The organism is Candidatus Avelusimicrobium fimicolum (genome assembly GCF_021632165.1).
Classification (GTDB): domain Bacteria; phylum Elusimicrobiota; class Elusimicrobia; order Elusimicrobiales; family Elusimicrobiaceae; genus Avelusimicrobium; species Avelusimicrobium fimicola.
In genome coordinates, this window is record NZ_JAJWTS010000013.1 from 1 (window position 1) to 26,173 (window position 26,173).

Annotated in this window: 18 protein-coding genes, 2 tRNA genes and 3 rRNA genes; 8 read left to right on the forward strand and 15 right to left on the reverse strand. The window is 43.9% G+C overall.

Annotation, left to right across the window (positions count from 1 at the left end; genetic code table 11):
* The 8 genes from ACQY2K_RS05735 to ACQY2K_RS05770 form a co-directional block, all read right to left on the reverse strand.
* Positions 1 to 693 (reverse strand): hypothetical protein (locus tag ACQY2K_RS05735; protein WP_428041076.1); only part of this gene is annotated, 693 nt, incomplete at its 3' end.
* A 10-nt stretch (positions 694 to 703) separates the two neighbouring features.
* Positions 704 to 1,072: a hypothetical protein gene (locus ACQY2K_RS05740; protein ID WP_428041077.1), complete on the reverse strand. Its 369-nt coding sequence runs from the start codon at positions 1,070 to 1,072 to the stop codon at positions 704 to 706.
* Complete coding sequence (locus ACQY2K_RS05745; protein WP_428041078.1) at positions 1,072 to 2,574, reverse strand: sugar phosphate nucleotidyltransferase; 1,503 nt, start codon at positions 2,572 to 2,574, stop codon at positions 1,072 to 1,074. The genes ACQY2K_RS05740 and ACQY2K_RS05745 overlap by 1 nt, the downstream gene beginning before the upstream one ends.
* 10 nt (positions 2,575 to 2,584) lie before the next feature.
* The gene (locus tag ACQY2K_RS05750; protein ID WP_428041079.1) at positions 2,585 to 3,556 is read right to left on the reverse strand and encodes a glycosyltransferase family 8 protein; all 972 of its coding nucleotides are present in this window, start codon (positions 3,554 to 3,556) and stop codon (positions 2,585 to 2,587) included.
* 6 nt (positions 3,557 to 3,562) lie between these two features.
* A complete protein-coding gene (locus tag ACQY2K_RS05755; RefSeq protein WP_428041080.1) occupies positions 3,563 to 4,567 on the reverse strand; it encodes a glycosyltransferase family 2 protein in 1,005 nt (334 codons plus the stop codon).
* Between the two features lie 867 nt (positions 4,568 to 5,434).
* Positions 5,435 to 6,679: a methyltransferase RsmF C-terminal domain-like protein gene (locus ACQY2K_RS05760; RefSeq protein ID WP_428041081.1), complete on the reverse strand. Its 1,245-nt coding sequence runs from the start codon at positions 6,677 to 6,679 to the stop codon at positions 5,435 to 5,437.
* Positions 6,680 to 6,737: 58 nt separating this feature from the next.
* Complete coding sequence (locus ACQY2K_RS05765) at positions 6,738 to 6,929, reverse strand: hypothetical protein (RefSeq protein ID WP_428041082.1); 192 nt, start codon at positions 6,927 to 6,929, stop codon at positions 6,738 to 6,740.
* Between the two features lie 140 nt (positions 6,930 to 7,069).
* The gene (locus ACQY2K_RS05770; RefSeq protein ID WP_428041083.1) at positions 7,070 to 7,834 is read right to left on the reverse strand and encodes an ankyrin repeat domain-containing protein; all 765 of its coding nucleotides are present in this window, start codon (positions 7,832 to 7,834) and stop codon (positions 7,070 to 7,072) included.
* A 314-nt stretch (positions 7,835 to 8,148) separates the two neighbouring features.
* Between ACQY2K_RS05770 and ACQY2K_RS05775 the strand changes: the two genes are divergently transcribed.
* A complete protein-coding gene (locus ACQY2K_RS05775) occupies positions 8,149 to 9,933 on the forward strand; it encodes a GmrSD restriction endonuclease domain-containing protein (protein WP_428041084.1) in 1,785 nt (594 codons plus the stop codon).
* Between the two features lie 703 nt (positions 9,934 to 10,636).
* On the opposite strand, the gene rrf is transcribed toward ACQY2K_RS05775, so the two are convergent.
* The 5 genes from rrf to ACQY2K_RS05800 all read right to left on the reverse strand — a co-directional run bounded on the left by rrf (position 10,637) and on the right by ACQY2K_RS05800 (position 16,108).
* A 5S ribosomal RNA gene (gene rrf, locus ACQY2K_RS05780) occupies positions 10,637 to 10,755 on the reverse strand.
* 181 nt (positions 10,756 to 10,936) lie between these two features.
* Positions 10,937 to 13,967, reverse strand: a 23S ribosomal RNA gene (locus ACQY2K_RS05785).
* A gap of 335 nt (positions 13,968 to 14,302) precedes the next feature.
* Positions 14,303 to 14,378 (reverse strand) — tRNA-Ala (locus ACQY2K_RS05790).
* Positions 14,379 to 14,395: 17 nt separating this feature from the next.
* A tRNA-Ile gene (locus ACQY2K_RS05795) sits at positions 14,396 to 14,469 on the reverse strand.
* A 127-nt stretch (positions 14,470 to 14,596) separates the two neighbouring features.
* Positions 14,597 to 16,108 (reverse strand): 16S ribosomal RNA (locus ACQY2K_RS05800).
* Together the 16S, 23S and 5S rRNA genes with 2 tRNA genes alongside form the textbook arrangement of a ribosomal RNA operon.
* A gap of 1,256 nt (positions 16,109 to 17,364) precedes the next feature.
* On the opposite strand from ACQY2K_RS05800, the gene ACQY2K_RS05805 reads away from it, so the two are divergent.
* Together ACQY2K_RS05805 and ACQY2K_RS05810 are read left to right on the forward strand one after the other, a co-directional pair.
* Entirely contained in the window at positions 17,365 to 18,369 is a 1,005-nt protein-coding gene (locus tag ACQY2K_RS05805) for a phytoene/squalene synthase family protein (protein WP_428041085.1), read from the forward strand.
* Positions 18,370 to 18,486: 117 nt separating this feature from the next.
* The gene (locus tag ACQY2K_RS05810) at positions 18,487 to 19,887 is read left to right on the forward strand and encodes an alanine/glycine:cation symporter family protein (protein ID WP_428041086.1); all 1,401 of its coding nucleotides are present in this window, start codon (positions 18,487 to 18,489) and stop codon (positions 19,885 to 19,887) included.
* Between the two features lie 342 nt (positions 19,888 to 20,229).
* Here ACQY2K_RS05810 and ACQY2K_RS05815 read toward each other — a convergent pair whose 3' ends face one another.
* Positions 20,230 to 20,616, reverse strand: a complete 387-nt coding sequence (locus tag ACQY2K_RS05815; RefSeq protein ID WP_428038042.1) for a MazG family protein — start codon at positions 20,614 to 20,616, stop codon at positions 20,230 to 20,232.
* Positions 20,617 to 20,652: 36 nt separating this feature from the next.
* On the opposite strand from ACQY2K_RS05815, the gene ACQY2K_RS05820 reads away from it, so the two are divergent.
* The 5 genes from ACQY2K_RS05820 (at position 20,653) to ybeY (ending at position 25,324) form a co-directional block, all read left to right on the forward strand.
* Entirely contained in the window at positions 20,653 to 21,957 is a 1,305-nt protein-coding gene (locus tag ACQY2K_RS05820) for a hypothetical protein (protein WP_428041087.1), read from the forward strand.
* 78 nt (positions 21,958 to 22,035) lie between these two features.
* Positions 22,036 to 22,665, forward strand: a complete 630-nt coding sequence (thyX, locus tag ACQY2K_RS05825; protein WP_428038045.1) for an FAD-dependent thymidylate synthase — start codon at positions 22,036 to 22,038, stop codon at positions 22,663 to 22,665.
* 29 nt (positions 22,666 to 22,694) lie between these two features.
* The gene (locus ACQY2K_RS05830; protein ID WP_177746462.1) at positions 22,695 to 23,903 is read left to right on the forward strand and encodes a glucose-1-phosphate adenylyltransferase; all 1,209 of its coding nucleotides are present in this window, start codon (positions 22,695 to 22,697) and stop codon (positions 23,901 to 23,903) included.
* Positions 23,904 to 23,939: 36 nt separating this feature from the next.
* Positions 23,940 to 24,884 (forward strand): PhoH family protein, encoded by a 945-nt coding sequence (locus tag ACQY2K_RS05835; RefSeq protein WP_428041088.1) that lies wholly within the window; start codon positions 23,940 to 23,942, stop codon positions 24,882 to 24,884.
* Entirely contained in the window at positions 24,881 to 25,324 is a 444-nt protein-coding gene (gene ybeY, locus ACQY2K_RS05840) for an rRNA maturation RNase YbeY (protein WP_428041089.1), read from the forward strand. The genes ACQY2K_RS05835 and ybeY overlap by 4 nt, the downstream gene beginning before the upstream one ends.
* Positions 25,325 to 25,369: 45 nt before the next feature.
* On the opposite strand, the gene ACQY2K_RS05845 is transcribed toward ybeY, so the two are convergent.
* Entirely contained in the window at positions 25,370 to 26,173 is an 804-nt protein-coding gene (locus ACQY2K_RS05845) for a metallophosphoesterase (RefSeq protein ID WP_177746455.1), read from the reverse strand.

Below are 26,173 nucleotides of genomic sequence, written 5' to 3' on the forward strand. Positions count from 1 at the left end.
GTAATTAGATATCCAAGACAAATCCTCATTTCTGTCAAATATAGAGCAAAAATCAACAATATCTCTAACATAGCAGACGCCAAAAGACCAATGTTTTCCTTTTGTCCTACTACGCCACATATCTAAGGAACAAGCTGCTACATTATGCTTTTCTGCATAAAGTTCTACTTGTTGCAAGAATTTTGCCCCCTTTTCAGGATATTGGCATATCATGGTATCATCAGCATCAATAGTCCAAAATTTGGTAATTTTCTGTTGTTTAGCATGATAAAAACTCGTAAGATGTGCGGCTGTTGCCTTAATCCAGTATTTTGTACCAATATTAAAAATTATTTTTTTTAATTTTTTTCTCCAACTTGATATAAATTTGACATTCCTATTAGGAAAACAAATCCAGCGTAGTATCTCATTTTGTAATTTTTTATTATCACATAAAAAATAAAAATCAGCGCCCATATTATTAATAATATTTATCCAATGTTGGATACACGGCAAAGTATAGTCAGCAAGTCTATTTACTTTTAAATAAAAAACGGGAATAGAGGTATTTTTGACTGGCAAATTCCATGCAAAAGTAAAAGATTTAAAAAAATGTTCTCTTTGGTAATAAACAAGAGGTTTGCCTAATACAAGTATGACCCTAGACTTTGTAGAATCCATTGTGTGCAACTTTATTTTCTCAAACAATCTCATATAGTTTCTCCTATTTGCTATTGTCCAAGCAATAATCTAAATGAAAGATTCCATCTCTTTCTTTATTAACTGCATAAGCGCATTTCAGGCCACTGGGTTTATTATCATTTACTAAAATACGCTCGCCCATAGGCACATCCGTAATAATATGGTCGTAACGGATTTGATTTGTGGTTAAAAAATCCTTTAATGCAGGCAAATATTCAGCCTTGCGGGCCGTGAGCAAAATAACCCTATCCTGAGAGGGTAATGAGGCAAAAAAGTCCTTTACCCCCGGCAACAAGGTGTCATAACCATCTATTTTATACCCATTATGTTTTACAATGGTACCGTCCACATCCAATATCCAAGTATGAGGTAAAGAAGAAAGTTTCAACATTATAAAACCTCTCTCAGTTTGATAAGCCCATTATAAAAGGCCGCGCAAATGGAGTCATAATCTTCCCAAGCATAAGTAGTTAACGAAAGCCAAATAATACCGTGCAACATTTTGATTTTTTCTTTTTTTACATTAGGCAACAAATCAAAGAAATAATCACTCATATCACCCCAGTTATTAGGTTTTATGGCAAGTTCTACATCTTTTTCTCTGATGTCCAAGGTAAACTTCTTGCGGTTGAACAAATCATAATCTCCATTGATAGAATAATACAATTTGGCCCAATCGTAATCGGCATCCCCATACAACTTTGTTTTGCCAAAATAGCCTCTGGGGTCAATCAATACGGCGCGCATATCAAAAGTATCAAACATCAGGTTGGAAAAAGTACAATCCCCATGAATTAACTTAAATTCCGTGGGCATGTGTTTTTGTACTAGGGAAATCAATTCGTCTTTATTAAAAAAAATGTTTTTATAGTATTGTCCATTAATTTTGATAAATTCCTGTTCCGCAAATGGCACCAAATGCTCAACCTTGGATAAACGGTCAAAAGTTTTTGTAATATAATTTTCTATTACATCACTTTCATTAACAGGTTGGGCCGGTTCCAGATTATGCAAAGTATGCAACGCCTGTACTAGGCTTGTTAAAATCTCACATTTTTGTGTTTTTGTAATACAATCGTATTCAAAGATATTTTTCCCGCAAACACGTTTCATTTTCAGCGGTTCATATTCGTAAATTTCGGGAATATTTTTAAAGCCCAATTGCTTAACATGCTTATACCAAGCAATTTCGTCTAATGCTATTTTTTGCCCCTGTTCTGTGATTGCGCGCTTAATGACCAAATCCCCGTCAAACTCCATAGAATTAAATGGGCGGCAACGGTGAGAAGTATCATTATTATCCGAATAAGCCAATAAGGTTCCTATTTCCTTAGAACCATACAAATCCAACCGCTTAAAAGCTATGGGTTGCGTTTTTAACCAATCCACAAAAGCGCCTTCTTCGGGAACATCCTGCAATACTTTTTTATTTTCAAAAACAAACAAGCCTGCCACGCCGTTCTCTTTTGAAGGGGTTTTAATAAATTGATTTTCTACATAAGACCAACGGCATTCAAAATCTTTAGAAATACCAATATAATTCCCCGCTTCCGTAGGAATTTCAAATCCGTCAGACAGTATCAAATCGCACCAAAGAATCATAAAAGGCTCATCATCAAGCAGAGGCGCTATAGCCTCTTTAATACCGGAAGCCGTGCCTTTTTTGGTGGCTTTTACAATATTGACTTTATATTTATTGGCAAATGCGGCCAAATATTTTTCCAAAACATCTGTTTTATAATCTGCGATAATTGTAAAATCCGCATCTTTGAATTTCTGAAAAGCATAAAAAAGAATGGGCAAATTATTAACAGGCACCAAACATTTAGGCTTATTGTGTGTTAATCCTTCTAATCGGGTTCCCTTTCCACCTGCTTGAACAATAATTTTCATATTTCCTCCCTTAATATTTCATTCTGAACATTTTTTTCATTACAAACCGCCCAAACTTTAGAGGTTTAGTAAAAAAATCTGGACTTAACTGAAAAAATACTTTATTATCTAGGTGTAATTTACGTAGAGTCCAGCGCCAAAAAGCACTTCCTCTATGAATAGACACGGGGTGTCCACCTGCTGCAAGCCACCGCGAGTATCCTTCATACCATTCTTTAAAATAGTAATAACACCAAAATTTGCGGGGACCTGTACTGTGAATAATATAGGCATTTCTTAATTCTTTTGTAGGAGAACTTGCCGGGCAGTTATAATCTTCACTTATAGTCAAAGGATACATGTTGAATTGTTCTATTGCTAAATTAATCATTCCTTGGTCTGGAAGAAATAAATTTTCTGCATAGACTAATGTTTGCTTGTATAGCCAAGATCTAATTTCCAATGCTTTGTTTGCCCAACTTCCTTTATTGTTTAAAACGATAAATCCGCTATTATATCCTGTGGCGTTCATATTAAATTGGGGAATTTCTTTATAGAAATTTCCTCGTACGGTAGTAAAGGTAGGATCCTGGACCAAACCAATACCATCAGACAATTGATCAAAAATTGGTCTTATTTCTTTTTGTACAAGCACATCACTATCCAGATACAAAACTTTCTCATAATATTTCAGCAGGCCAAAACAATCATACCTTGCAAATGATGCTTCTGTAAAATTCATAATAGCACTAGTTTGAGGTAGGGAAGATGGGTAGGTATAATTAATCACATGGACCCCAGGCAAACTTTCTAGTGCCTTCTTATTTCCAGCAGAAAGCTTAAATCCGGCTACAAAAATATCAGACTCTTGTGCTAATTTCGGGCTATGTTTCAACAAACTCCATAAACTTACATACAAGCAAAAGGCATATTTATCATCACAGCCTGCAAAAATACAAGTTTGATGCTGTTGTAATTTTAAATATTCGGATAATTCTGACATATTTATCTAGCTTCCGTATCCCTTTTGCACAAATTGTTTGGACTGTTTAAATAATGTTTCATCAGTTACAACTTGCTCTTTTTTTTCTATTTCACGTTTCTTTTTAATATCAGGCCATGCCCTCAATATTGTTCGTAATATCCTAATATCAGTACGCAGCAATAACCAGGAAATATGACTAATGAGAAGATATTTTGAAGTAATATTTTTCCAAACAAACAACACTCTATTCCGTTTAGACAAGAATTGCGTATATTTATTTTTTTTACTATTAATTGTTCCACCGCATTTATGAAGGGGTTTTGTGTCGGGCGCATAAACAATTTTCCACCCACGTTTCAATCCACGATAAGCCAAATCGGATTCCTCTAACATATATGGGTCTAAAATTTCATCAAATCCAGTTAGTTGTTCAAATTTACCACGATTGCAAAAGAAATAGGCTCCTTGTACCCCCCAAGATAAATATTCCTGCTGTAAAGATAGATTTTTATTATAAACATTACTGGTAAATCGTGGGAAACCCCGCTTCCAATCTAACAATTTAATGCCATCATTTTGCTCTAATGCTCCCAAGACTTTAGGATACGCGGTATAGCCAGCGCAGGCCACGCAAAAAACATCCTGTTTTAGGTATTTTTGTACTGTATTGAAAAAATGTTCGTCTAAAAAGAGGTCATTGTCTAGAAAACAAATCCAATCACAAGGGGTATTTTTTACGCCCCAGTTGCGAGCAGAAGAGACTCCTTTGTTAGGATTGCGTAGAAAAACAACTTCTGGAAACAGAGGGGGCAGCATTTCTACTGTTTTATCTGTTGAATTATCATCTACTACGGTAATATGCACAGGAAAAGGGGCTTGGAGGGTTGCTTTAACAACCGTTGGCAAACATTCTTTCAAATGGTTTATGCCATTTTTAGACGGAATAATAACAGCTATTTCCATAAAAAAGCCCTTTTCCCTTAAACCGTGGGAAAAGGACTTGTGGAAACTCTTGGCGGAGGTATTCATAAGTCCCTTTCCCGTTCACACGCCGTGCTGTAGCGTATGAAAGCGAACGAAACCTATGGAAAAATGAAGTCGGAACAAAGTAAGAGAAGCGAGGAAGGTTGGAAAATTAAAACGGCTGCGTAATGTCAAGTCTAAGGAAGTGCCTTGTCATTAAACAGCCGTGGTTGCACGCAAAATATGTGTGCAACACTCGGCAGAAGACAAAGGGCTCATGACTTCCCTTCATCTTCTGCCTAAACCAGCCGTTTTTGGACTTCCTTAGAACTTTGGTTTCCCAAAGCCTTCCTATTCTTCAATAGGATTCCAAAAACAGAATAAATTGTAATTTTGCCACTCTATGTGGCTGTACTTTATGCTCCTGTAAATATATCGCTTTATGATAACATATTTCGGGCACGAAGTCCAGTTTGGAAAATAAATTTTGCATTACTGTCATACCTACAACTGCCCGCCAAAACTTATAATTATTGCCACTACAAGATGCCAAACATTTTTCTAAATTTATCCCGCCCGCATTCATAACGCTATTGTGAATTTTACCAACACCCCCGGCGGAACTTGTTAGAACTGTTAAAAGCCACGCCCCAAACAGAACTATTTTAATACTTCCGCGCTGGAAAATGTAATCTAACTGGTCAAAAAATATAACACCGCCACTACCGTGGTTATCAAATCTACTCTTCCGCTAGGTTATACCCGCAAAACCCGTAAGGAAACAGACCTAAAAATATTTTGTTCAGCCCTGAGTTCCTGTGCGGAGGTGTCGTCCCCAATTTAAACAGCATTTCTCATTGATTATTGCAAACCGCTATGAATATGCATTAGACGACGTACAATACAAAGTCTATATGCGATTTATTTAAATTTTTACAAACTGCGGATGGCCCAAGGTTTGGGATAGAGGTTGTTGGCGCGGTCGCCCAAGTTCTTTACAAAACCAAGCGGATATCCTTGATACGTTACCAACACAAAGCCGCGCGGTGTGCCCGCAGGCAAAACTAAGGCCTCCCGGTGGAGATAGCGCAAGGCCGCGTCCAAAGACAACTCGGCACGGGGAAAGGAGGTTTCCTCCGTAGTAAGAGAAAGGGCCTGTGCAATAGAAGGGATTTGCTCCCGCCCCTTGGCTTCAAATGCGGGCTGACCGTCATAAAGCAAATGCAAAAGCGGATATTTTTTTACCTGCGTCCGCAAAGAGGCGGGTAATGTGGCAAAGGCTCTGTTTCCCCCTTTTTTACGAAGCACCGCCATAAAAAGGCCCTCACTGCGCGTTGTACCCGGGATAAAACGATATACGGGTTGATTCCACCCCGCAAGCAAACTTTCCGTAATTTGCCACTCCGGGCGGACGGGTACTGCCAAAAGTTCCGCGCCCAATTCCTCGGCAATCCACCGGACATTTTCTTCATTTTCGTGCGTATTAAAGGTACAGGTGCTGTAAATCAACAGGCCGCCGTCTTTGAGGCAAGGCCAAATATCACGCAAAATTTGCCGTTGCCGCTCTGCACAAAAATATACATTTTGCGCGCTCCACTCGCTGATAGCGGCCGGGTCCCGACGGAAAAGGCCCTCTCCCGAACAAGGCACGTCCGTCAAAATAACATCAAACAGCAGATTTGTTTTGGCAAAATCTTTTGGCGCATTATGCGTAACCAACACACCCGGGTGGCCTTGTTTGAGGATATTTTCCAAGAGAATATTGGCACGGCGGCGGTCAATTTCGTTACTGACAAGCACAGAACCGGTGGGTAAAGCGGCCCGCATAAGGGTAGATTTTCCCCCCGGAGCGGCGCACAAATCAAGCGCGCTGACAGGCCCTGTAACCCAATGCCGCAAGACGTGGTCCAAAAACAGAGAGCCTGCCTCTTGCACATAATACACCCCGGCGTGAAAGCGCGGGTCGCGCGTAAAGAGCGGGCGCTCTTTCAACCAAAAGGCCCCCTCGCACCACGACACCGGCTCGGCCTGCGGGAAAAGGGCTTCGCCCTTGGCTTTCCACGGGTTGAAGCGCACACTTACCGCCGCTTCCTGCACAAAAGACTGCTCAAACCGCTCCCAACGCTGGGAGCCAAATAAATTAGCGGTATATTGGATAAATTCTTGCGGCAAGTTCATAACTTATTTTATTGTACAATTATTTGCACAGCACAGGGGCTTATTTTTCCCCAGACACCTAGCGGCGGAGCGGATAAGGTGCGCGGCGGGCGGTGTTTAAAGTTACCATTTCTTTGGGTGCCACAGGTTCGCCAAAGATATAACTGTCCAAATGTTTTAAGGAAATAATCTTTCCGTTATTGTCCGTCTCGTAAACGGCCACCCCAATAGAAGATGTGCCCAAATCAATACCCCAACGGTAATTTGCCATAGTATGCTCCAATAGAAAAATTTAACTGGGAAGAAAAACAAGTATATACCCATAAGATACAAAAAGCCGTTTTTTTATGCAAGCACAAGGAGTCGTGGGGTGATGGCGCAATAAAGCGCGCAAAAGTATAGCGGCTTGGATTATAGGTTAGGGCATAATTGGGCACGCGGGATAGTAGGGCGCGGTGCCCCGTAACTTATTAGATATGCTTCGGCTTGTGCGCTTACAAACGGGCACAAATCCCGCATATAATCCGTAATGCCCGTTCCGTCCGGCAGGCGGTGCTGTAAATCAATATGGTGCCGAACCAAGCACTTATAGACGGGGAGCCGCCCCATACCCATTGCCGCGTAAAAAAGCGCATTTCGCCCGTAATTATCCACGGTATTTATATCCGCCCCATAGTGAAGCAGTTTACTTATCATAGCGGGTTGGTTGTAATACGCCGCACGCAAAAGAGGCGTTTCTTGGGGATTATAGTCAGCCTTGCAAGGAGCATTTTTCATATTGGGGTCCGCGCCGAATTTTAGCAATACAGACGCCAGCCGGGCATTGTCGCGCGTGAGCGGATCGCCGCTCTCTGCGGCCCACCACAAGAGGGTGTGCCCGCGCTCCGTTGCGTTGGGGGCTGCCTCGGCTTTTAACAGCCGCCGCAAGAGTCTGGCCAGATACCACCCGGGCAAAATACCGCTATACCCAATCAGGTCCGCCAGAAGTGCCCCCGTGGGCCGGGCGCCGTGGCTTAGCAAAAACTGCACCAGGCGGATATTTTTAGCCAAACAAGGCTCCAACAAAATATCGCCCGGGTACTCACGCATTGGCTGATTGACATCCGCCCCGGCTAGCACCAGTTGCCGCAGGCGCTTCTCGCTACCAGACAAGTATGCTTCAATTAATGATTCCATATGTTTATCATAGCACTCCCCGGCGACAACGGTTTGTCGCCTTGTATTTTTCGGGCGGGCGGCAAATAAGTTCGGGCGCTAAAAATGCTATACTTTGGCAAGATGTGGACGGGATAATTTCCCAAGGATTTGAAAATGTTTTGGTATAAGGCAACGAGCAAAGAAATACTACACAAGATGTTCCCGGTATCGTCAGTTTTGTAAATGAGCACACCAATAAAAAATATTATTTGCTAGAATATCAACAAAGAGTTTTCCCTTCTGTGCACCTCGCTTTTTAACTCTGTCTATTCCATACAATATAGGAGTTTCCTATGCCAGAACTTTTTAGTAATACCACCCTTACCGTTTTACAATTAATTGAAAAAATTGATACAGGAGAATTGGGATTACCGGAACTACAACGGCCTTTCATTTGGAAAGATAGTAAAATTCGCGACCTATTTGACTCAATGTTAAAAGGATATCCAATCGGTTATTTAATGCTTTGGGAAAGCGCAATAGAATCTAAAAATAGAACCATTGGTACCATTTCCCATAATTATACAAACCCTAAAGAGGTAATTATTGACGGCCAACAACGCCTAACATCCCTCTATGCCGTTATTAAGGGAAAACCAGTTCTAAATGCTAAATTTGAAGAAAAAAATGTTATTATTTCTTACAATCCTTTATTAAATAAATTTGAAGTCGGCTATCAAGCCACTAAACAAGACCCGGAGTGGATGTACAATATTAGTGAATTGTTTAATAATAATAATTTTTTTAAATTAATAAATGAATTTATTGAAAAATTAAAAAAAAGCAAAGAAACAAAAGGAGTTGGGCTCTCGGAAAAAGACGAAGAACTTATTCAAAACCGATTTATGGAGGTACGGAACTTAACCAATTACCCATTGCCTGTTTTTAACATTAAAGCAAATGCCGAAGAAGAAAGTGTTTCTGATATTTTCGTGCGGGTAAACTCTGGTGGAGTTGCTTTAAAACAAAATGACTTTATTCTTACATTGCTCTCGTTGTATTGGGAAGAGGGACGAAAAAAAATTGAAACATTTTGTAAGGATTCACTCATTAACACCCCCGGCAGTACAACTGCATACAACTCTATTACCCCTGTTTCTGCCCAAGATATTATCCGGGTAGTAATGGCCTATGCTTTTGACAGAGCCCGCCTTCAATATGGGTATAAACTATTACACGGGGCAGACTTCGAAAAACGAGGAACAATAGATGAAACCCTGCGAATCCAACGTTTTGAAACGTTAAAAGCGAAACTACCTGATGTGTTGGATTTACATTCCTGGCACGAGTTTATTAAAGCAATTATGAACGCCGGGTATTTATCAGGGGAATTAATATCCTCTAATAATGCCGTTTTTTATAGTTACGCACTATATTTAATTGCAAAACACCGTTTTAATGCTTCTAATAATGAAAACTTACATCTTACATCTTTATGGTTTTTTTATGCCTCATTAGTCGCTCTTTATAGTGGTTCTTTTGAATCTACTGTTGAAAGCCACTTGAATACAATTAAAACCCTACATTCTTTTAATGAATATAGAAATTTTATCCTTTCTAGAATCAATGAAGAACTTACTAATGACTTTTTTGATATTACACTCGTTGGTTCCAAAGGGCTGGCCGTTTCAGGTTCTGGCAATAATGCTTGGAATGCTTATGTGGCATCCCTAAATATATTGAAAAACAAAATTCTATTTTCAAAAAGTAATTTATTAGTCGCGCAATTATTTACAGATTCGTGCCATAGCAAACGTAAATCATTAGAAAAACATCATCTTTTCCCCAAAAATTACTTAAAACAAATGGGGTATTCCAAAAAGGAAATTAACCAAATGGCAAATTATGCCTATATTGATTGGAAAGATAATGACGATATTGGGGATGATAGCCCGGCAATTTACTATCCGCCTCGATGTACCAATAAGCCAGAACAAGAAATAAAATTGGAAGAGGGAAATAATGCATTACCACACGGATGGGAAAAAATGTCATATGACATATTCCTACAAGAAAGAAGAAAACTTATGGCACAAAAAATAAAACAAGCATTTGAACAATTAAAAGCAGCAGTTTAAAGTCTAAATACCCTGGGTAAACACCCGGGGTATTCTATCTAAAAATAAATTCAACGGGATTGTATTTTTCTACAACGCAACATTACAGAGCCCCCTCGTGCTAGTTATAACCTAGTATTAGGGTGGTTTACTAATCTAATAAATTCTAATGGGTGGATGTAAATTATTTTTTTAAAGTCTAAAAGTCCCTTATTAAGACGGCATAGTCTAATAGTCAAAGGTTGTTCCAGGGATAAGTTTCTTTAAAGATAGACGTGTAGTTTCGTTGGAGTCCACCTAAAATACCAGTTAGGCTAAATTCTGGCAAGGTGGTTTCGGGGCTATTTTAGATTCTGTGGCGTTATCCTGCCCCTTTTATGGGATTTTTCTAGATTTTAGGACCTGTATTTTTTCTCTGTAAAGGGTATCAAGCCCATATACATATCCTGTTAATATATAGACGTGTACCCCAGCGATGTTTCCTAAAATATCTTCTCTGAGAGACCTCTGGTCCCAACAAGATATCCCTATTCTATTACAAGACAGTAACTTTTGGCGTGTTCCTTGGTTTCCAAAACTTACACAGATAAGCACCCCCAAACAAGCCCACCAAAGAGATAGTAAAATGTGTATTCCTAAACATATAAGGCAAGATTCCCAATATAAAACAAAAAACCCCGCGTTAGCGGGGTTTCAAATCACCTTAAACAAAAGGCTAGGATGAGACCGACAACGATCTACTCTCTCAGCGCCGAATTGGGCGCCAATACCATCGACCCTTACGAGCTTAACTGCCGTGTTCGGAATGGGAACGGGTGTGGCCTCGTCGGAATTATTATCAGTCTCATTCTAGCCTCTTGTAAAAGAACAAATTTTAAAAGGAACTTGTCTATTGCAACCGGTTCCTTTACCGTTGGAAACCTTCTCGCCGGGATTAGCGGGTCATCGATATCTTCCAACGTCAGATAAGTTAGAAAAGCGCAAGTGTTACACTCACAATTCTTTATCTATAGGATTAAAGAATATGGCCAAGCCTCACGACCTATTAGTACAGATTAGCTGAACACATTGCTGTGCTTACACACTCTGCCTATCAACCCGGTAGTCTTCCGGGGGTCTTCTGGGTAGTTAATCTACCAGGGAAACCTTATCTTGAGGCGGGTTTCACGCTTATATGCTTTCAGCGTTTATCCCTACCGAACACCGCTAATCAGCTATGCCTGTTTACAGACAACTGATATACAGGAGGTTCGTTCATCCAGGCCCTCTCGTACTATGGACAACTCCTCTCAAGTTTCCTGCGCATACAACAGATAGAGACCGTACTGTCTCACGACGTACTGAACCCAGCTCACGTACCACTTTAATGGGCGAACAGCCCAACCCTTCCCACCTGCTTCAGCGGGAGGATGTGATGAGCCGACATCGAGGTGCCAAACCGAGCCGTCGATGTGAACTCTTGGGCCCGATCAGCCTGTTATCCCCAGGGTAGCTTTTGTCCGTTGAGCGATGGCCCTCCCACGAGGGACCACCGGATCACTAAGTCCTGCTTTCGCACCTGTTCGGACCGTCGTCCTCACAGTCAAGCTCCTTTCTACCTTTGCGCTCAATGGCCGATTTCTATTCGGCCTGAAGGAACCTTAGAACGCCTCCGTTACTCTTTAGGAGGCGACCGCCCCAGTCAAACTGCCCACCTGCCACTGTCCCCAACCCGGATTCACGGGTAATAGGTTAGAACCACAATTCACAAAAGCTGGTATTTCACTGTTGCCTCCGCACCCCCCTCAAGGGATGTTTCAATGGCTCCCAGCTATACTACGTATTGAAAACCGTAATCCAATAACAAGCTACAGTAAAGCTCCATAGGGTCTTTTCGTCTTGTTGCATGCATCAAGCGTCTTCACTTGAACCACAATTTCGCCGAGCCCACCGTCGAGACAGCGGCTTCTTTGTTATGCCATTCGTGCAGGTCGGAACTTACCCGACAAGGAATTTCGCTACCTTAGGACGGTTATAGTTACCGCCGCCGTTTACCGGGGCTTAAGTTCGCAGCTTCGCCTTGCGGCTAACCACTCCCCTTGACCTTCCGGCACCGGGCAGGCATCAGGCCCTATACATCATCTTGAGATTTCAGCAGAGCCCTAAGTTTTTGTTAAACAGTCACGAAGCCCAATTCACTGCGACCCTTTCCCAATACATTGCTGCACCGGTACTTGGGCACTCCTTCTTCCGAAGTTACGGAGCTAGTTTGCCTAGTTCCTTGACGATGGTTATCTCGCGCGCCTTAGGATTTTCACCCCATCCACCTGTGTCGGTTTACGGTACGGTTATAGTAAGAACTCCCTACGAAGTTTTTCTAGGCAGCGTGATTGGACCACTTCGCAACCTTGCGGTTACTCGTACTCGGTTTTCGGCTTAGCCTCCGGACGGATTTGCCTACCCGAAGATGCCTACGGCCTTGAACTGGCATATAGCCAGATGGTTTACTCTACTGCGTCCCTCCCTAGGTTATGACGCGCTTACTATAGTTCAGGAATATTAACCTGATGTCCTTCGCCTACGCCTTTCGGCCTGAGCTTAGGCCCGACTGACCCTGAGCCGACGAACGTTGCTCAAGGAAACCTTAGATTTTCGGCGGGAAGGATTCTCACCTTCCTTATCGCTACTCATTCCAGCATTCTCACTTATTAGCGCTCCAGCACTCCTTCCGGTATACCTTCGCAGCTGCTAATAACGCTCCCCTACCACTGCATAAAAGCGAACTTCTATGCAATCCGTAATTTCGGTAGTATGCTTAGCCCCGAGTCATCTTCGGCGCAGATTCACTCGACTAGTGAGCTATTACGCACTCTTCAAAGGGTGGCTGCTTCTAAGCCAACCTCCTAGCTGTTTAAGTAAATCCACATCCTTTACCACTTAGCATACATTTTGGGACCTAAATTGACGGTCTGGGCTGTTTCCCTCTCGCACGTGAAGCTTATCCCTCACGAACTGACTGCTGAGATATTCGCCGAGGTATTCAGAGTTTGACAGACATCGGAAGGAGGGTCGCTCCCCCTAAATCTACCAGTGCTTTACCCCCTCGGGTTAAATCTCAACGCTAGCCCTAAAGCTATTTCGGGGAGAACCAGCTATCACCAAGTTCGATTGGCCTTTCACCCCTAACCCCACCTCATGTAGAAACTTTTCAACGTTTAACACTCCGGCCCTCCATTCACTGTTACGCGAACTTCAGCCTGGACAGGGTTAGATCACTTGGCTTCGGGTCTAATATGACGAACTATTCGCTCTATTCGAGCTCGCTTTCACTACGGCTTCGGACCTCTTCAGCCCTTAACCTCGCTCGGCACATTAACTCGCTGGATCATTCTTCAACAGGCACACTGTCGCACATTCCCTTGCGGGCATAGTGCTACAATAGCTTGTAGATGTACGGTTTCAGGTTCTATTTCACTCCCCTCTCGGGGTTCTTTTCGCCTTTCCCTCGCGGTACTGGTTCACTATCGGTTGCCAGAGAGTATTTAGCCTTGGAGAGTGGTCTCCCCGGATTCCCACCGGATTGCACGTGACCAGTGGTACTTAGGTACTTGCTAAGAGACAATCAGATTTCGTTTAAAGGACTATCACCCTCTTTGGTCGGACTTTCCAGACCGTTCAACTATCTGATTGCTTGGTAACTCTTTGTGTCTAACACGAGCAAGCCCTGCAACCCCAACCCACGCACTCTATATACCCTCCACGGATATATACAGTGCGGGGGCTGGTTTAGGCTATTCCCATTTCGCTCGCCACTACTCAGGGAATCTCTTTGATTTCTTTTCCTGTAGGTACTGAGATGTTTCACTTCCCTACGTTGTCTTCTATCACCCTATCTCCGAGTCCGTAGACTCAGCCTTCTTGTGATGATTTACAGGCTCTCACCTGTAAGGGTTCCCCCATTCAGAAATCTGCGGATCACAGGATATTTGCTCCTACCCGCAGCTTATCGCAGCTTATCACGTCTTTCATCGACTTCTGGCACCAAGGCATTCACCATACACCCTTGTAGCTTGACCATATTCTTTAATCCAACAGATTATTGGTCATTTCAAATGCTAGATATTGCTATCTATTATATTTTTTTAATGATAACCTTCTTAACTTTCTCAGTTAATTGTGTTCTCATCGCTTAATTGTGTAAGTGTAAGTATATCTAATTCACATATTAAATATACAAACGCTTGGCTTTTCTAAAATATATTTTCATTCCCTTTGCTACCCATCGGATAATTACCTCTTTATTAAGGTTACTATCCAACTTCCGGAGTCTTACAAGAGAAGATTGAATATAAGTTATCTGATTTTCAAAGAACTTCAAATTTGACGCAACATATTTTGCACAGGTTATTATTGGTGGAGCTGATCGGGTTCGAACCGACGACCCCCTGCTTGCAAAGCAGGTGCTCTCCCAACTGAGCTACAGCCCCTAAATCTTTAAGTGCTGTGGGCCCGGAAGGAATTGAACCTTCGACCTCACGCTTATCAAGCGTGCGCTCTAACCAGCTGAGCTACGAGCCCAAGCTATTCTATAACAAAAGAGCCTAAGCTCTATAAAACCTTTCTATGTGCGAGTGGCCGACCTGAAATGGTTTGCCTTTCGGCTCCATCTTATCTGCTACCGACCTATTCTATCTAAAAATAGAATAAAGGAGGTGATCCAGCCGCACCTTCCGGTACGGCTACCTTGTTACGACTTCACCCCAATCACCAATCACAACTTAGGACCCAGACGACCTGGATACTTCTGTTGCAATTGACTTTCGTGGTGTGACGGGCGGTGTGTACAAGACCCGGGAACGTATTCACCGCAGCGTGCTGATCTGCGATTACTAGAGATTCCGGCTTCATGTGGGCGAATTGCAGCCCACAATCTGAACTGGGGCATAGTTTAGGGATTGGCTCCACCTTACGGTATTGCTACCCTCTGTCTATACCATTGTAGTACGTGTGTAGCCCTGGACATAAAGGCCATGATGATTTGACGTCATCCCCACCTTCCTCCACGTTATCCGCGGCGGTCTCCTGAGAGATCCTATTGCTAGGCAACACAGGATAGGGGTTGCGCTCGTTGCGGGACTTAACCCAACATCTCACGACACGAGCTGACGACAACCATGCAGCACCTCGGCTGGCTCCCTTGCGGGTCAGACCTACTTTCATAAGTCTTACCACCAGTCGTTCGAGCCCAGGTAAGGTTTTTCGCGTAGCGTCGAATTAAACCACATACTCCACCTCTTGTGCGGGTCCCCGTCAATTCCTTTGAGTTTTAACCTTGCGGCCGTACTCCCCAGGCGGATAACTTAATGCGTTAGCGGCGGCACGGAAGGGGTCGATACCTCCCACACCTAGTTATCATCGTTTACGGCTAGGACTACCGGGGTATCTAATCCCGTTTGCTCCCCTAGCTTTCGCACTTTAGCGTCAGTAAAGGCCCAGAAATCCGCCTTCGCCACCGGTGTTCCTCCTAATATCTACGCATTTCACTGCTACACTAGGAATTCCGATTTCCTCTGCCTCACTCAAGAACGCCAGTTTCTGTTGCAGTTTCTGGGTTGAGCCCAGAGATTACACAACAGACTTAACATTCCGCCTACGCGCGCTTTACGCCTAGTAATTCCGAGTAACGCTTGCCACCTACGTCTTACCGCGGCTGCTGGCACGTAGTTAGCCGTGGCTTATTCGAGAGGTACCGTCATTTTTTTCTTCCCTCTCAAAAGGAGTTTACAATCCGAGAACCTTCATCCTCCACGCATCGTTGCTGGATCAGGCTTTCGCCCATTGTCCAAAATTCCCCACTGCTGCCTCCCGTAGGAGTAGGGCCCGTGTCTCAGTGCCCTTGTGGCCGGTCGCCCTTTCAGGCCGGCTATCCGTCGTCGCCTTGGTAGTCCGTTACACTGCCAACTAGCTGATAGAATATAAGTCCGTCTTCAAGCGATAAATCTTTAATCTATTAACGATGCCGCTACTAGATGTTATGGGGTATTAGCAACCCTTTCGGATTGTTATTCCCCACTTAAAGGTTGGTTACTTATACATTACTCACCCGTCTGCCACTAAACTTCAATCTGTATTGCTACAAATTAAAGTCCCGTTCGACTTGCATGTGTTATGCACGATGCCAGCGTTAACTCTGAGCCAGGATCAAACTCTCCATTAGAATTTGTTACCTTTAAATCGCAAGCGGTTCAAAGGCAACTAATCGCTAACAAGAGCTGTTGACTTTTGACTCTTCTTACTTGAATTAACTTGGTGTCATATTATAGTCTATGACTGACTTACTTTGAGCATTTAAAATGTTAGGTTTAAACCTTCCCATTTCAAATCGCCCATTCGCACATTGCTGTCAAATTTTCACAGAACGAAATTTCCTCGTTGCTCTTTTCCTGCTTCGGAAAAAGCAATCGGAAACCTTTTTTCTTCTTTGAGCCCTCTTTGGCTACAAAGATATTCTAGCAAATCTGTTTCAACCTGTCAAGCCTTTTAAACTTCTGTTTAAAACGCTCAACCCTTACTACTCTTTTATTTAAGCATTTTTTTAAATGTTTGTCAAGCGTTATTTAAAACCCTTGAAAACTTGTAGTATGCTTACTGACTACATTTATTATTAAAACATTTTTAAATCAATTTGTCAAGTCTTTTTATACTTCTTGGTTATTCAAGGAAGTCGTGGCCGCTGAGGACCGAAGGGATAAGACCTAACGATAAGTGTTTTTACTTTATTTATTATAAGACTAACTTGATTGGCTAGGCTCAGCCCACCGGTCGCCTTTTCTAATATAAGGAGGTGTTTCGCTGTCAAAAAGTTTTCTGCTTATAATTGATTGGTAAAAACTTTAAAGAAGTTTGCTAATTATTTAAAGAACAATTTTGACTACTCATATAGTCTAACAAAAAAAGACAGAAAAGTCAAGACCCATTTTTCCATTTTTTCAAAAACTTGAAAAAGGGTTCTTGAAAACTTCTCTGGAAACAAATCCTTTTTGTTTCCTTATGTATTAAGTATAACTGATTTTGAAAAGGTTGTCAAGCCAACCCGGCATCATATTTTCACTATCCTTTATTATATATACTAAAAGAACCGGACAGCCACAAGGCACAAAAAAGAAGGCCGCGCGTAACGCGCAAGCCCTCTTTATTTTTTGTTGTACCCGTTTTTTTTCTCCGGCCGTTAAACCGGAAATCGTTAAATAAAAACCCCGCCTATTTCATTAATAAGCGGGGTTCTATTAAAAATAAAATCAAATTACATTAAACGCCCGCATAAACAACTTCTTCCTTTAGCCAATTAATCGGGTTAAAGGAGGAGTGTTTAATGCAGTAATTTACGTTTAACATTTGCATAATTATATTATGCTTTTTTTCCGGCCGGGTGTCAATTATTTTTTACGCACTAAATTTGCTATCCTTATATATATGGATATTGAGACGCTCTTAAAAAACACTTCCCGCAGTTTGTATTTAAGCGTTCAGGCGCTTCCCGGCAATATGCGCCCGGCATTTGGCATAGCCTATTTACTCTGCCGCTACGCCGATACGATTGCCGACACTTCTATTCTGCCCGCTCAACGGCGGCTTTATTGGATAGAGCGTTTCCCTCTCCTGTTAAAAGAGCAAAACCGGCAAGAAATTTCCCTCTTAGCAAGCGAAATTTGCGGCGGGAGTGAAAACCCTTACGAAAAGGAACTTATTAAAAATCTTCTGCCCTGTTTGCAGGTATTAAATCAAGTGTCCGCCAAACAACGGCCTATTATTATGGATGTGGTGCAAGCGGTTTGCGACGGGATGAAGATTGACTTAAATACTTTTCCCGAGGAGCACTCTGCCCAAATACAAGCTTTCCAAACCCCGGCCGATTTACAACATTATTGCCGTTTAATGGGAGGCAAACCCGGCCTTTTTTGGAGCCGCCTGATTTGCACCACCACAAAAATTGATATGCCGGAAAAGGAGTTTTACGAACTCGGGCAACATATTGGGGACGCGTTGCAAATCGTTAATATTTTGCGCGACTTGCCCAAAGATTTACGCATCGGACGGTGTTATTTCCCCGCACAGGACTTGGCCCAAAACGGCCTTACTGCCACAGATTTATTAATTCCAGAAAATGCCCCCCGTTTTGAACCCGTTAAACGCAAATGGATTTTATGGGGCGTGAACAACCTCAAAAGTGCCGTGCGCTATTTTGCCCAACTGCCCAAATGGCAGCCCGGCGGGCGGGCGGCCGTAGCGTGGCCCGTATTATGGACGGCAGACACCCTTCTAAAAGTGTGGCAAACGCCTGACCTGTTAAACCCGCAAAAGCGCGTGAAAATACCGCGCTCCAACATTTACTCCACTATGCTCTGTACCCCGCCGATACTTATCAGCAATCTGCTGTTTAATAAGTGGCTAACCGGCAAACTGGGCAAATTCAACTAAATTTCCATAAAAAATTGTTTCGCTTTCCTTCAAAATGCGCTATACTATAAAATGTATTTTTTGAAGGACTCCCGTTTTGTTATTGTACCCGCAATACCTATAAATTAAGGAGTTTTAATGACTGAACTATTGACTCACGCCATATCCCTAATCAATGATTGTTTTTTGGGATATGTGCTTATGGCCGCGCTGATTTTTGCAGGCCTCTACTTTACGATTGCCACCCGCTTCGTACAGTTTGTCCGCCCCAAAGAAATGCTTAAACTAATGATAAGCGGCGGCGAAGAAACCCGCGGCACGGGGCACATTTCCCCCTTTCAGGCCTTTGCTATCAGCACCGCCGCACGCGTGGGAACCGGCAATATTGCCGGGGTGGCTATCGCCATTACCGTAGGCGGACCGGGCGCTATTTTTTGGATGTGGCTCATCGCGGTTATCGGTTCCGCTTCTGCTTTTGCCGAAAGCACGCTTGCCCAAATACATAAGGTAAAAACCGGCACGCATTTTCGCGGAGGGCCGGCCTACTATATGAAAAATGCCCTGCACAGCCCCAAATTGGGCTTGGCATTTTCCGTCATTATCACGCTGACGTTTGCCTTTGTGTTTAACTCGGTGCAATCTAACACTATTGCCCAATCGCTAAACGCTACTTTCCATTTGGATACGTCTATTTGCGGCATTGCTCTGGCGGCGCTGACGGCTGTTATTATTTTTGGCGGACTAAAACGCATTGCGCGTTTTTCGGCTATTATCGTGCCTGTCTTTGCCGGGGCATATATCATCCTTACACTCGTGGTAATGATATTAAACTTGGATAAGTTGCCGCACGTTTTCGGTCTTATTTTTTCTGATGCGTTCAGTTGGCACAATGTCGCGGGCGGCACCCTGGGTGCTACCATTATGACGGGCGCACGCCGTGGGTTGTTTTCCAACGAAGCCGGTATGGGCAGCGCTCCAAACGCCGCCGCCACCGCCCACACCTCACACCCGGTGAAACAGGGTTATGTGCAGGCATTTAGCGTATTTATTGATACGCTGGTTATTTGCAGTTGCACGGCCTTTATTGTTTTACTGTCCAACTATCAGCAATTTCCGGGGTTAGAAGGAATTGCACTTACGCAAAAGGCTCTCACATTTCAACTGGGAAATTTCGGCAATTACTTTCTATCGGCCAGCGTACTGCTTTTTGCCTTTACCTCTATTATCGGCAATTATTACTACGGGCAGGCCAATGTGGAATTTATCACTCGCAAAAAAAGCGTAATGCTGGTTTTCCGCACGGGAGTAACGCTAATGGTGCTTTCGGGTGCGGTGTTGCAATTAAAACTGGTATGGAATTTGGCCGATTTGTTTATGGCGGCGCTGGCACTGATGAACATTTACGCCATTTTGCGGTTGCGCACACAAGTCATTGATGCGCTGGCTGATTACCGCAAACAAAAAGAAAAAGGGCTAGACCCGCATTTTCATCCGGAGGAAATACCCTCTATCGGCCGTTCCGAAGCGTGGGAGAAATAATTTAAACCGGGGTAATTGGAAACACCCCGGTTTTTTAATAAAAAAGACCCATATAAAAATAGGCCTTGAAAAAAAAGAAAATACGCTTATAGTAATAGTACAAAGTACTTGGGAACAGCCCGATATCCTTGGTTGCAGTTGTGAGAGCACAGTGTGTTTTCCTATTGCATAAGACCCGGAAACGGAGCCTCCCTAGGAAAGAGGAACATAGTAATGACACTAATGAGCTAAACCCCCGAAATAATATGCGGGGGTTTTTTAGGTTCTCCGGGCCGGGGAACTCTATGTGCGCTCCATTGATTAGTTGAACCACACTCTTTTCGCAAACAACAGGCGTTACCTTTATTTGCCTTCGCGTTCTTTGCGTTTGGCTTCCTTCCACAGGGCCAGGGCTTCCTCGGCACTTGCGGCGTGGGCAAGGTCTCCAAACACATGCGGATGGCGGCGGTGGAGTTTGTCGTACAGACCCTGGATTACGTCATCAATGGTAAATTTGCCCTCTTCGGCGGCAATCTGGCTGTGCATTAACACCTGCAAAAGCACATCCCCTAACTCCTCTTTCATATTTTCATCATCTTTCTTATTAATGGCATCAATCAGTTCCTGCGATTCGTTTTGCAAACATTTAATTAAACTTTCGTGCGTTTGTTTTTTATCCCACGGGCAACCGTTAGGCCCGCGCAAAACGGCAAAGGTTTCTACTAAATCGGCAAAGTTATTTTTTTTCATTGTTCACTCCGGGTAAAAATGCTATACCATTATTATATGAAAAATAAATTTTTATTTATGCTAACCGCTTTTCTTTTTTTCTCAGCCTGCTTGCAAGCGCAAGTAATGGTCGTGCGCGTGGACGGTAATAAAGTCTATTTAGACACCTCTGTTTTAAACCGTAATGTGCAAAAGGGCGATTTGTTTAAGGTTATCCTCTCTGCTGAAAAATTAACCAACCCCAAAACCGGGAAAGATTTAGGGCTGGTGTATAACTATTCCCAAGAGGGCAAAATCGTGGAAGTACAACCACTTTATGCCATTGGCGAGGTAGCGGCCGACAAACGCATTTCCGTCGGGCAGGAAGTTGTTTTAACCGCCACAGCCCCCGCACCGCAAGCCCCTGCCGTTACCGTGCAAGAAGCCGCCAAAACCTCCACGCACCGCAAAACCGTCTATGAACCCGTGGAGCAGGAAATTATCGGCGTAACCGAAGCCAATATAACAGGAGCGGATAATTTTATTACTCTTTCTAAAAAAGGGCAAGTAACCGTATGGACGCAAGGAGAAAAGAACACGTTAAAGGAAGAACTCTCCTTCACGTTACCCGCCGGCAAGCGTGTATTAACCGTATCCGCCGCACCGGTAAAAGATAAAAAAGCACAAATTTTTGTTTCGTATTTTGACGAAAAACGCCAAACTATTTCTACCGCCGTACTGGAAAACCAAAACGGCACATTAAAAGAAATTGCCTCTTTATCCTATTTTGCCAAAGAATTGGGGTGCGGACAAAACAAACAAATCTGGCTCCAAAAGCCGTTTGTCTCGGGTGCGTACCCGGGGAATGCCCGCTTAATAGCCTATACGGACGGTAAGTTTGCCCCCGCCAAAGAAACATTAAGCACCTACCGCAACTGGCTGACGGGGCTCAACCGCTATGCCGTAGAATCCGCCGATGTCCAAAATATTATTTATACATCTTCCAACGGGCCCTTGCGGCTTGTAACGGCTAGCGGAAAACGGGCAGAAAGCAAAGATTTGTTCGCCGCGGCTCCAAATCGTGTAAAATATAAGCAAGAGATTTTGAAATTTTACCCGTCCGTCCAAGTCTTTGGGCCGGAAGGCCGCGCCACCTTGGCAGCCGTGGAAAATATATCCAAATTAGGCATTTTGTCTGACACTTTTGGACAATACAAAAGCAGCAAAATTCATTTTTTGGCCTTTGAAAAGGGCCGCCTGTCCGTTACCGATACGGTAGAATTGGACGGCGTGGTATATGACACCGCCTGCACGGACAAGGCCATTTTGACCGCCGAAGTATTGCCGGACGGGAACAGTTCCGTCGTGGAAATTTTTAAATAATCAGGAGAAGAACTCGTGCCACAATCTAGTGAAAAAATCAACGTGTTAGACAAGGGCTTTGTGCGCTTGGTAGATTTTATGGGGGGCGATGACCGTGCCGTGCAATCCGCCCGCGTATCCTTTGGAGCCGTATCCAAAGGGCCGGAGCAGGATAAACGGCTCATTAAATATTTAATGGAACACGCCCACCACACACCGTTTGAACATTGTTATTTCCAATTTCATATTTGCTGCCCGATTTTTGTCGCGCGCCAATGGATGCGCCACCGCTGGGGTTCTTATAACGAAGTCAGCGCCCGCTATACCGAAGTAAAGGACGAGTTTTATATTCCGTCTAAATTCCGCGGGCAGGATACAAAAAACAAACAAGGCTCCGTGGCTGACTCCCAATTAGACAACGAAGCCCTGCGCAAAATTTATGAAGACAGCGTGGAAGCCTCTTACGCCGCTTACCACAAATTGTTGGAAGCCGGCGTCGCACGCGAAATGGCTCGCGGGGTATTGCCCGTGTGCCAATATACCCAGTTTTATTGGAGCGTAAACGCCCGCAGTTTGTTTAACTTCTTATGCTTGCGTATGGATAAACACGCCCAGCAGGAAATCCGCGTATATGCGGATGAAATCGCCAAAATCGTGGCGGAAAAAATGCCGTGGTCGTGGGAAGCGTTTGAATCATTAAACAAACACTTGCCGTTAGGCTCTGAATAATTAAGTCTAACTAAAAAAGGGAAATATTTATGAGAATACTCGGTATGATTATGGCCGGGGGTAAAGGGGAGCGTCTTTATCCGTTGACAAAAGACCGCTCCAAACCTTCCGTCCCGTTCGGGGGCAAATACAGAATCGTAGATTTTGTACTGTCCAACTTCGTCAACTCGGGGATTTTTTCCTCTTATGTACTGGTACAGTATTTATCGCAAAGTTTAATTGAATATTTGCGCACCACTTGGAGAAGTGAAGGCATCATTCCGGACCATTTTTTAACCTGCGTACCGCCGCAAATGCGCTTGGGCGAAATTTGGTATCGCGGGACGGCTGACTCCGTCCGCCAAAACATTAACTTGGTAAAAGATTTCGCACCCGATTTGGTAGCCATTTTCGGAGCGGACCACATTTACCGTATGGATGTGCGGCAAATGGTGGACTATCACTTAAAAAACAAGGCAGACGTTACCGTCGCCGCCAATACCGTTCCGTTGGAACAAGCGTCGGCTTTCGGTGTACTGGGAACGGACGAAACGGGTCGTATTGTCCAGTTTGACGAAAAGCCCGCCCACCCGAAATGTATCCCGGGTAACCCCAAAGCAGCCTATGCCTCTATGGGTAACTATATTTTTAACACGGATGTTCTGTTACAAGTGTTGCAAAAGCGTTTCTGCGACGTTCCCGCGCTGGATTTCGGTAAGCATATTTTGCCTAAAATTTTGGCAGACCACCGCACTTTCGCCTATAATTTCCAAAGCCAAACGCTCCCTGGGGCCAAACCTTACGAAGAACAAGGCTACTGGCGCGATGTGGGAACGATTGAATCGTTTTGGCAGACCAATATGGACTTGTTGGGGCCTACGCCTAAATTGGACTTAAATAATCCCAAATGGCCGATTAGCACCACGCTTAACCGCGTGCCGGCCACTAAATATTTGGGCGGCACCGTGGTTAATTCTATGATTGGCGCGGGGTGCATTATTCACCCCAAGGCCAAAATTAAAAACTGCGTCATCAGCGACAGCGTAACAGTCGGCGAAGGAGCCGAATTGGAAGGCTGTGTGATTATGGATAATTGCGAAATTAAGGCGGGAGCCAAACTCAAAAAGGTAATTATGGACCGCTTTAACACCATCGCCCCCAAACAAACCATTGGGCACGATACGGAAGCCGACTCGCAAAAATACTACATTGACCCTTCGGGCATTGTGGTTATCCCGCGCGGCAAGAGTAAATTCTAACCGAAAGCGCGGCTTACAGGCCGCGCTTTTTTGTATATGATTAAAACCCTAAAACTCAAAAACCAAGAAGAAATTTTAATTGCGCTCGGCATCCAGGACCGCAAACTCCGCGCTTTGGAAAAAACTTTTAAAGTAACCGTCTTTGTAAAGTATGACGAGGACGGCGCGGGGGCCGAACTTTCCGTAAAAGGCACTAATTCCCGCGTGGATAAGGCCCTTGCCAAACTGCAAAAGGACCTCTCGTTAAATGCCGAAAAAAGGCCGCTTGATTTGCTAAAAGACAACCGCCCCTTTGCAGACAATATTGTATTCCGCCCCGAACACGCCAAGCCCATAGAAGCCCGGAGCGAAAACCAAAAGAAATATATTGAAGCGGTCTTTGCAAACGACCTCGTCATTTCTTCCGGGCCTGCCGGAACGGGAAAAACCTTTTTGGCCTGTGCGTGTGCGTTGCGCGCCCTGGAACTGGGGATGACGGAACACATTGTGGTTACGCGCCCCATTGTGGAAGCAGGTGAAAAACTGGGCTTTCTCCCGGGGGATATTGAAGAAAAAGTGGACCCGTACTTACGGCCTATTTATGATTCGTTTTATTCTATGCTGGGGATGGAAAAATTCAACTCGCTTAAATACAACAACATTTTGGAAATTGTACCCCTGGCCTATATGCGCGGACGCACACTGGAAAGAGCATTTATCATTTTAGATGAAGCGCAAAACACCTTACCCGCCCAAATGAAGATGTTTTTAACCCGTATGGGCATCGGCTCTAAAATGATTGTAAACGGCGACCTCTCGCAAATTGACCTGCCCAATAAAAAAGAAAGCGGACTTTTGCAGGCGGCAGAGGTATTATCCAAAGTTAAAGGAGTGGCCTTTATGGAGTTTACAGGCGAGGACGTCGTACGTCATCCGCTGGTAAAAGATATTATTTCCGCTTATAACAAGTGGGACAAAAAACATACAGGAACAACCAAATGATTTCGCATATTTTTTACAATACCGATATTCCCAAATACCTGCGCAAGACAGGAATCTTTAAGGCCTGCTTGGAGCGCGGGCTAAAACATTTTGCCAAACAAAACATTGAGGTAAATGTTATTTTTGTGGACGAAAAAGAAATTCTGCGCGTAAACAAGGAATTTTTGGACCACCACTATATAACGGATGTTATTTCGTTTAATAACGAGCGTCCGCCGTTTGATACCGGGGAGCCGTGGGAGTTTGGCGATATTTTTGTTTGTTACCAAGTAGCCCGGCAAAATGCAAAAACCTTCGGGCATACGGCTTTGCAGGAAATGATGATGTATGTTACGCACGGCGCGTTGCATTTATCGGGGATGGACGACCACGCGCCCGAAGACCGCGCAGAAATGGACCGCCAAGCCGAAAAAATAATATCCGCCGTTCTCAAAAAATAAAAGTACAAAAAAACAGCGGGCATATTTAATGCTCGCTGTTTTTATTTAATTCTCTGCCGGTTGGTCGTCAGGTACGTCCACAATTTCGGGAACGCCCTTTTCGTCCAGCACTAAATATTGCAATTTGCGGTGCAACCCCACATCCACCGGAATAATCCTCGCCGTTTTATCCACCACAATATGAACCACCTGCGTATGGCCCACAATCTGCCACACCGGGCTGGCCGGATAAGAAGACACCAAATCGTCCAAATCTTCCCAGAAAATCCCGCCAAAGCGGTTCACTCCTTTGCGGTGAATGCTGATGTTGAAAATCGGGTGCTTAAAAAATTCGTGTTTAATGGATTCCTTAAAAATCAGGTTAATCAGCACCGCTAAATTGTTGGAACTCGGCTCGTCCAACTGCATTTGAAAAATACGGTACAATTTATGCGTTACACCCGCGTGCGTGAATAAATACCCTTTGTAGGCATAGGCAGCGCGCAAATCCCCGCAGAGCACCTGGCGGGTCATTTTTTCGCGCATAAACTGGGCTTCCTCTTTGCTAAAACCGGAAATAACAAAGTTAGACAATAGCGGTTCCAATTCGTGATTGCCTACCAAGCGCACCACCTCTCCGCCCGCCGTTTTGGCCTGCTGCTGGATAGTGTCCAACAAGTCGTCCACCTTGCGGGAAAAGGGCCCTCTGTCAAAAATATCCCCCATTTGCACCAAACGGTCGTGTCCGCCGCACCAGTTGTTTTGTCCGTCTATCAATTTTGCGTGGCGCAAAATTTTAACAAACGGGTCAAACTGTCCGTGTACGTCGCCTACTACCACCACACGCTTGGGGTTCTTTTGGGTTTGCAT

Coding starts and splice junctions, on each gene's coding strand:
- ACQY2K_RS05750 (WP_428041079.1), bottom strand. CDS start 3,556: ATGTCAGAATTATCCGAATATTTAAAATTACAACAGCATCAAACTTGT.
- thyX (WP_428038045.1), top strand. CDS start 22,036: ATGGGGGGCGATGACCGTGCCGTGCAATCCGCCCGCGTATCCTTTGGA.
- ACQY2K_RS05820 (WP_428041087.1), top strand. CDS start 20,653: ATGAAAAATAAATTTTTATTTATGCTAACCGCTTTTCTTTTTTTCTCA.
- ACQY2K_RS05745 (WP_428041078.1), bottom strand. CDS start 2,574: ATGAAAATTATTGTTCAAGCAGGTGGAAAGGGAACCCGATTAGAAGGA.
- ACQY2K_RS05775 (WP_428041084.1), top strand. CDS start 8,149: ATGCCAGAACTTTTTAGTAATACCACCCTTACCGTTTTACAATTAATT.
- ACQY2K_RS05805 (WP_428041085.1), top strand. CDS start 17,365: ATGGATATTGAGACGCTCTTAAAAAACACTTCCCGCAGTTTGTATTTA.
- ACQY2K_RS05810 (WP_428041086.1), top strand. CDS start 18,487: ATGACTGAACTATTGACTCACGCCATATCCCTAATCAATGATTGTTTT.
- ACQY2K_RS05830 (WP_177746462.1), top strand. CDS start 22,695: ATGAGAATACTCGGTATGATTATGGCCGGGGGTAAAGGGGAGCGTCTT.
- ACQY2K_RS05815 (WP_428038042.1), bottom strand. CDS start 20,616: ATGAAAAAAAATAACTTTGCCGATTTAGTAGAAACCTTTGCCGTTTTG.
- ACQY2K_RS05755 (WP_428041080.1), bottom strand. CDS start 4,567: ATGAATACCTCCGCCAAGAGTTTCCACAAGTCCTTTTCCCACGGTTTA.
- ybeY (WP_428041089.1), top strand. CDS start 24,881: ATGATTTCGCATATTTTTTACAATACCGATATTCCCAAATACCTGCGC.
- ACQY2K_RS05765 (WP_428041082.1), bottom strand. CDS start 6,929: ATGGCAAATTACCGTTGGGGTATTGATTTGGGCACATCTTCTATTGGG.
- ACQY2K_RS05760 (WP_428041081.1), bottom strand. CDS start 6,679: ATGAACTTGCCGCAAGAATTTATCCAATATACCGCTAATTTATTTGGC.
- ACQY2K_RS05740 (WP_428041077.1), bottom strand. CDS start 1,072: ATGTTGAAACTTTCTTCTTTACCTCATACTTGGATATTGGATGTGGAC.
- ACQY2K_RS05845 (WP_177746455.1), bottom strand. CDS start 26,173: ATGCAAACCCAAAAGAACCCCAAGCGTGTGGTGGTAGTAGGCGACGTA.
- ACQY2K_RS05835 (WP_428041088.1), top strand. CDS start 23,940: ATGATTAAAACCCTAAAACTCAAAAACCAAGAAGAAATTTTAATTGCG.
- ACQY2K_RS05770 (WP_428041083.1), bottom strand. CDS start 7,834: ATGGAATCATTAATTGAAGCATACTTGTCTGGTAGCGAGAAGCGCCTG.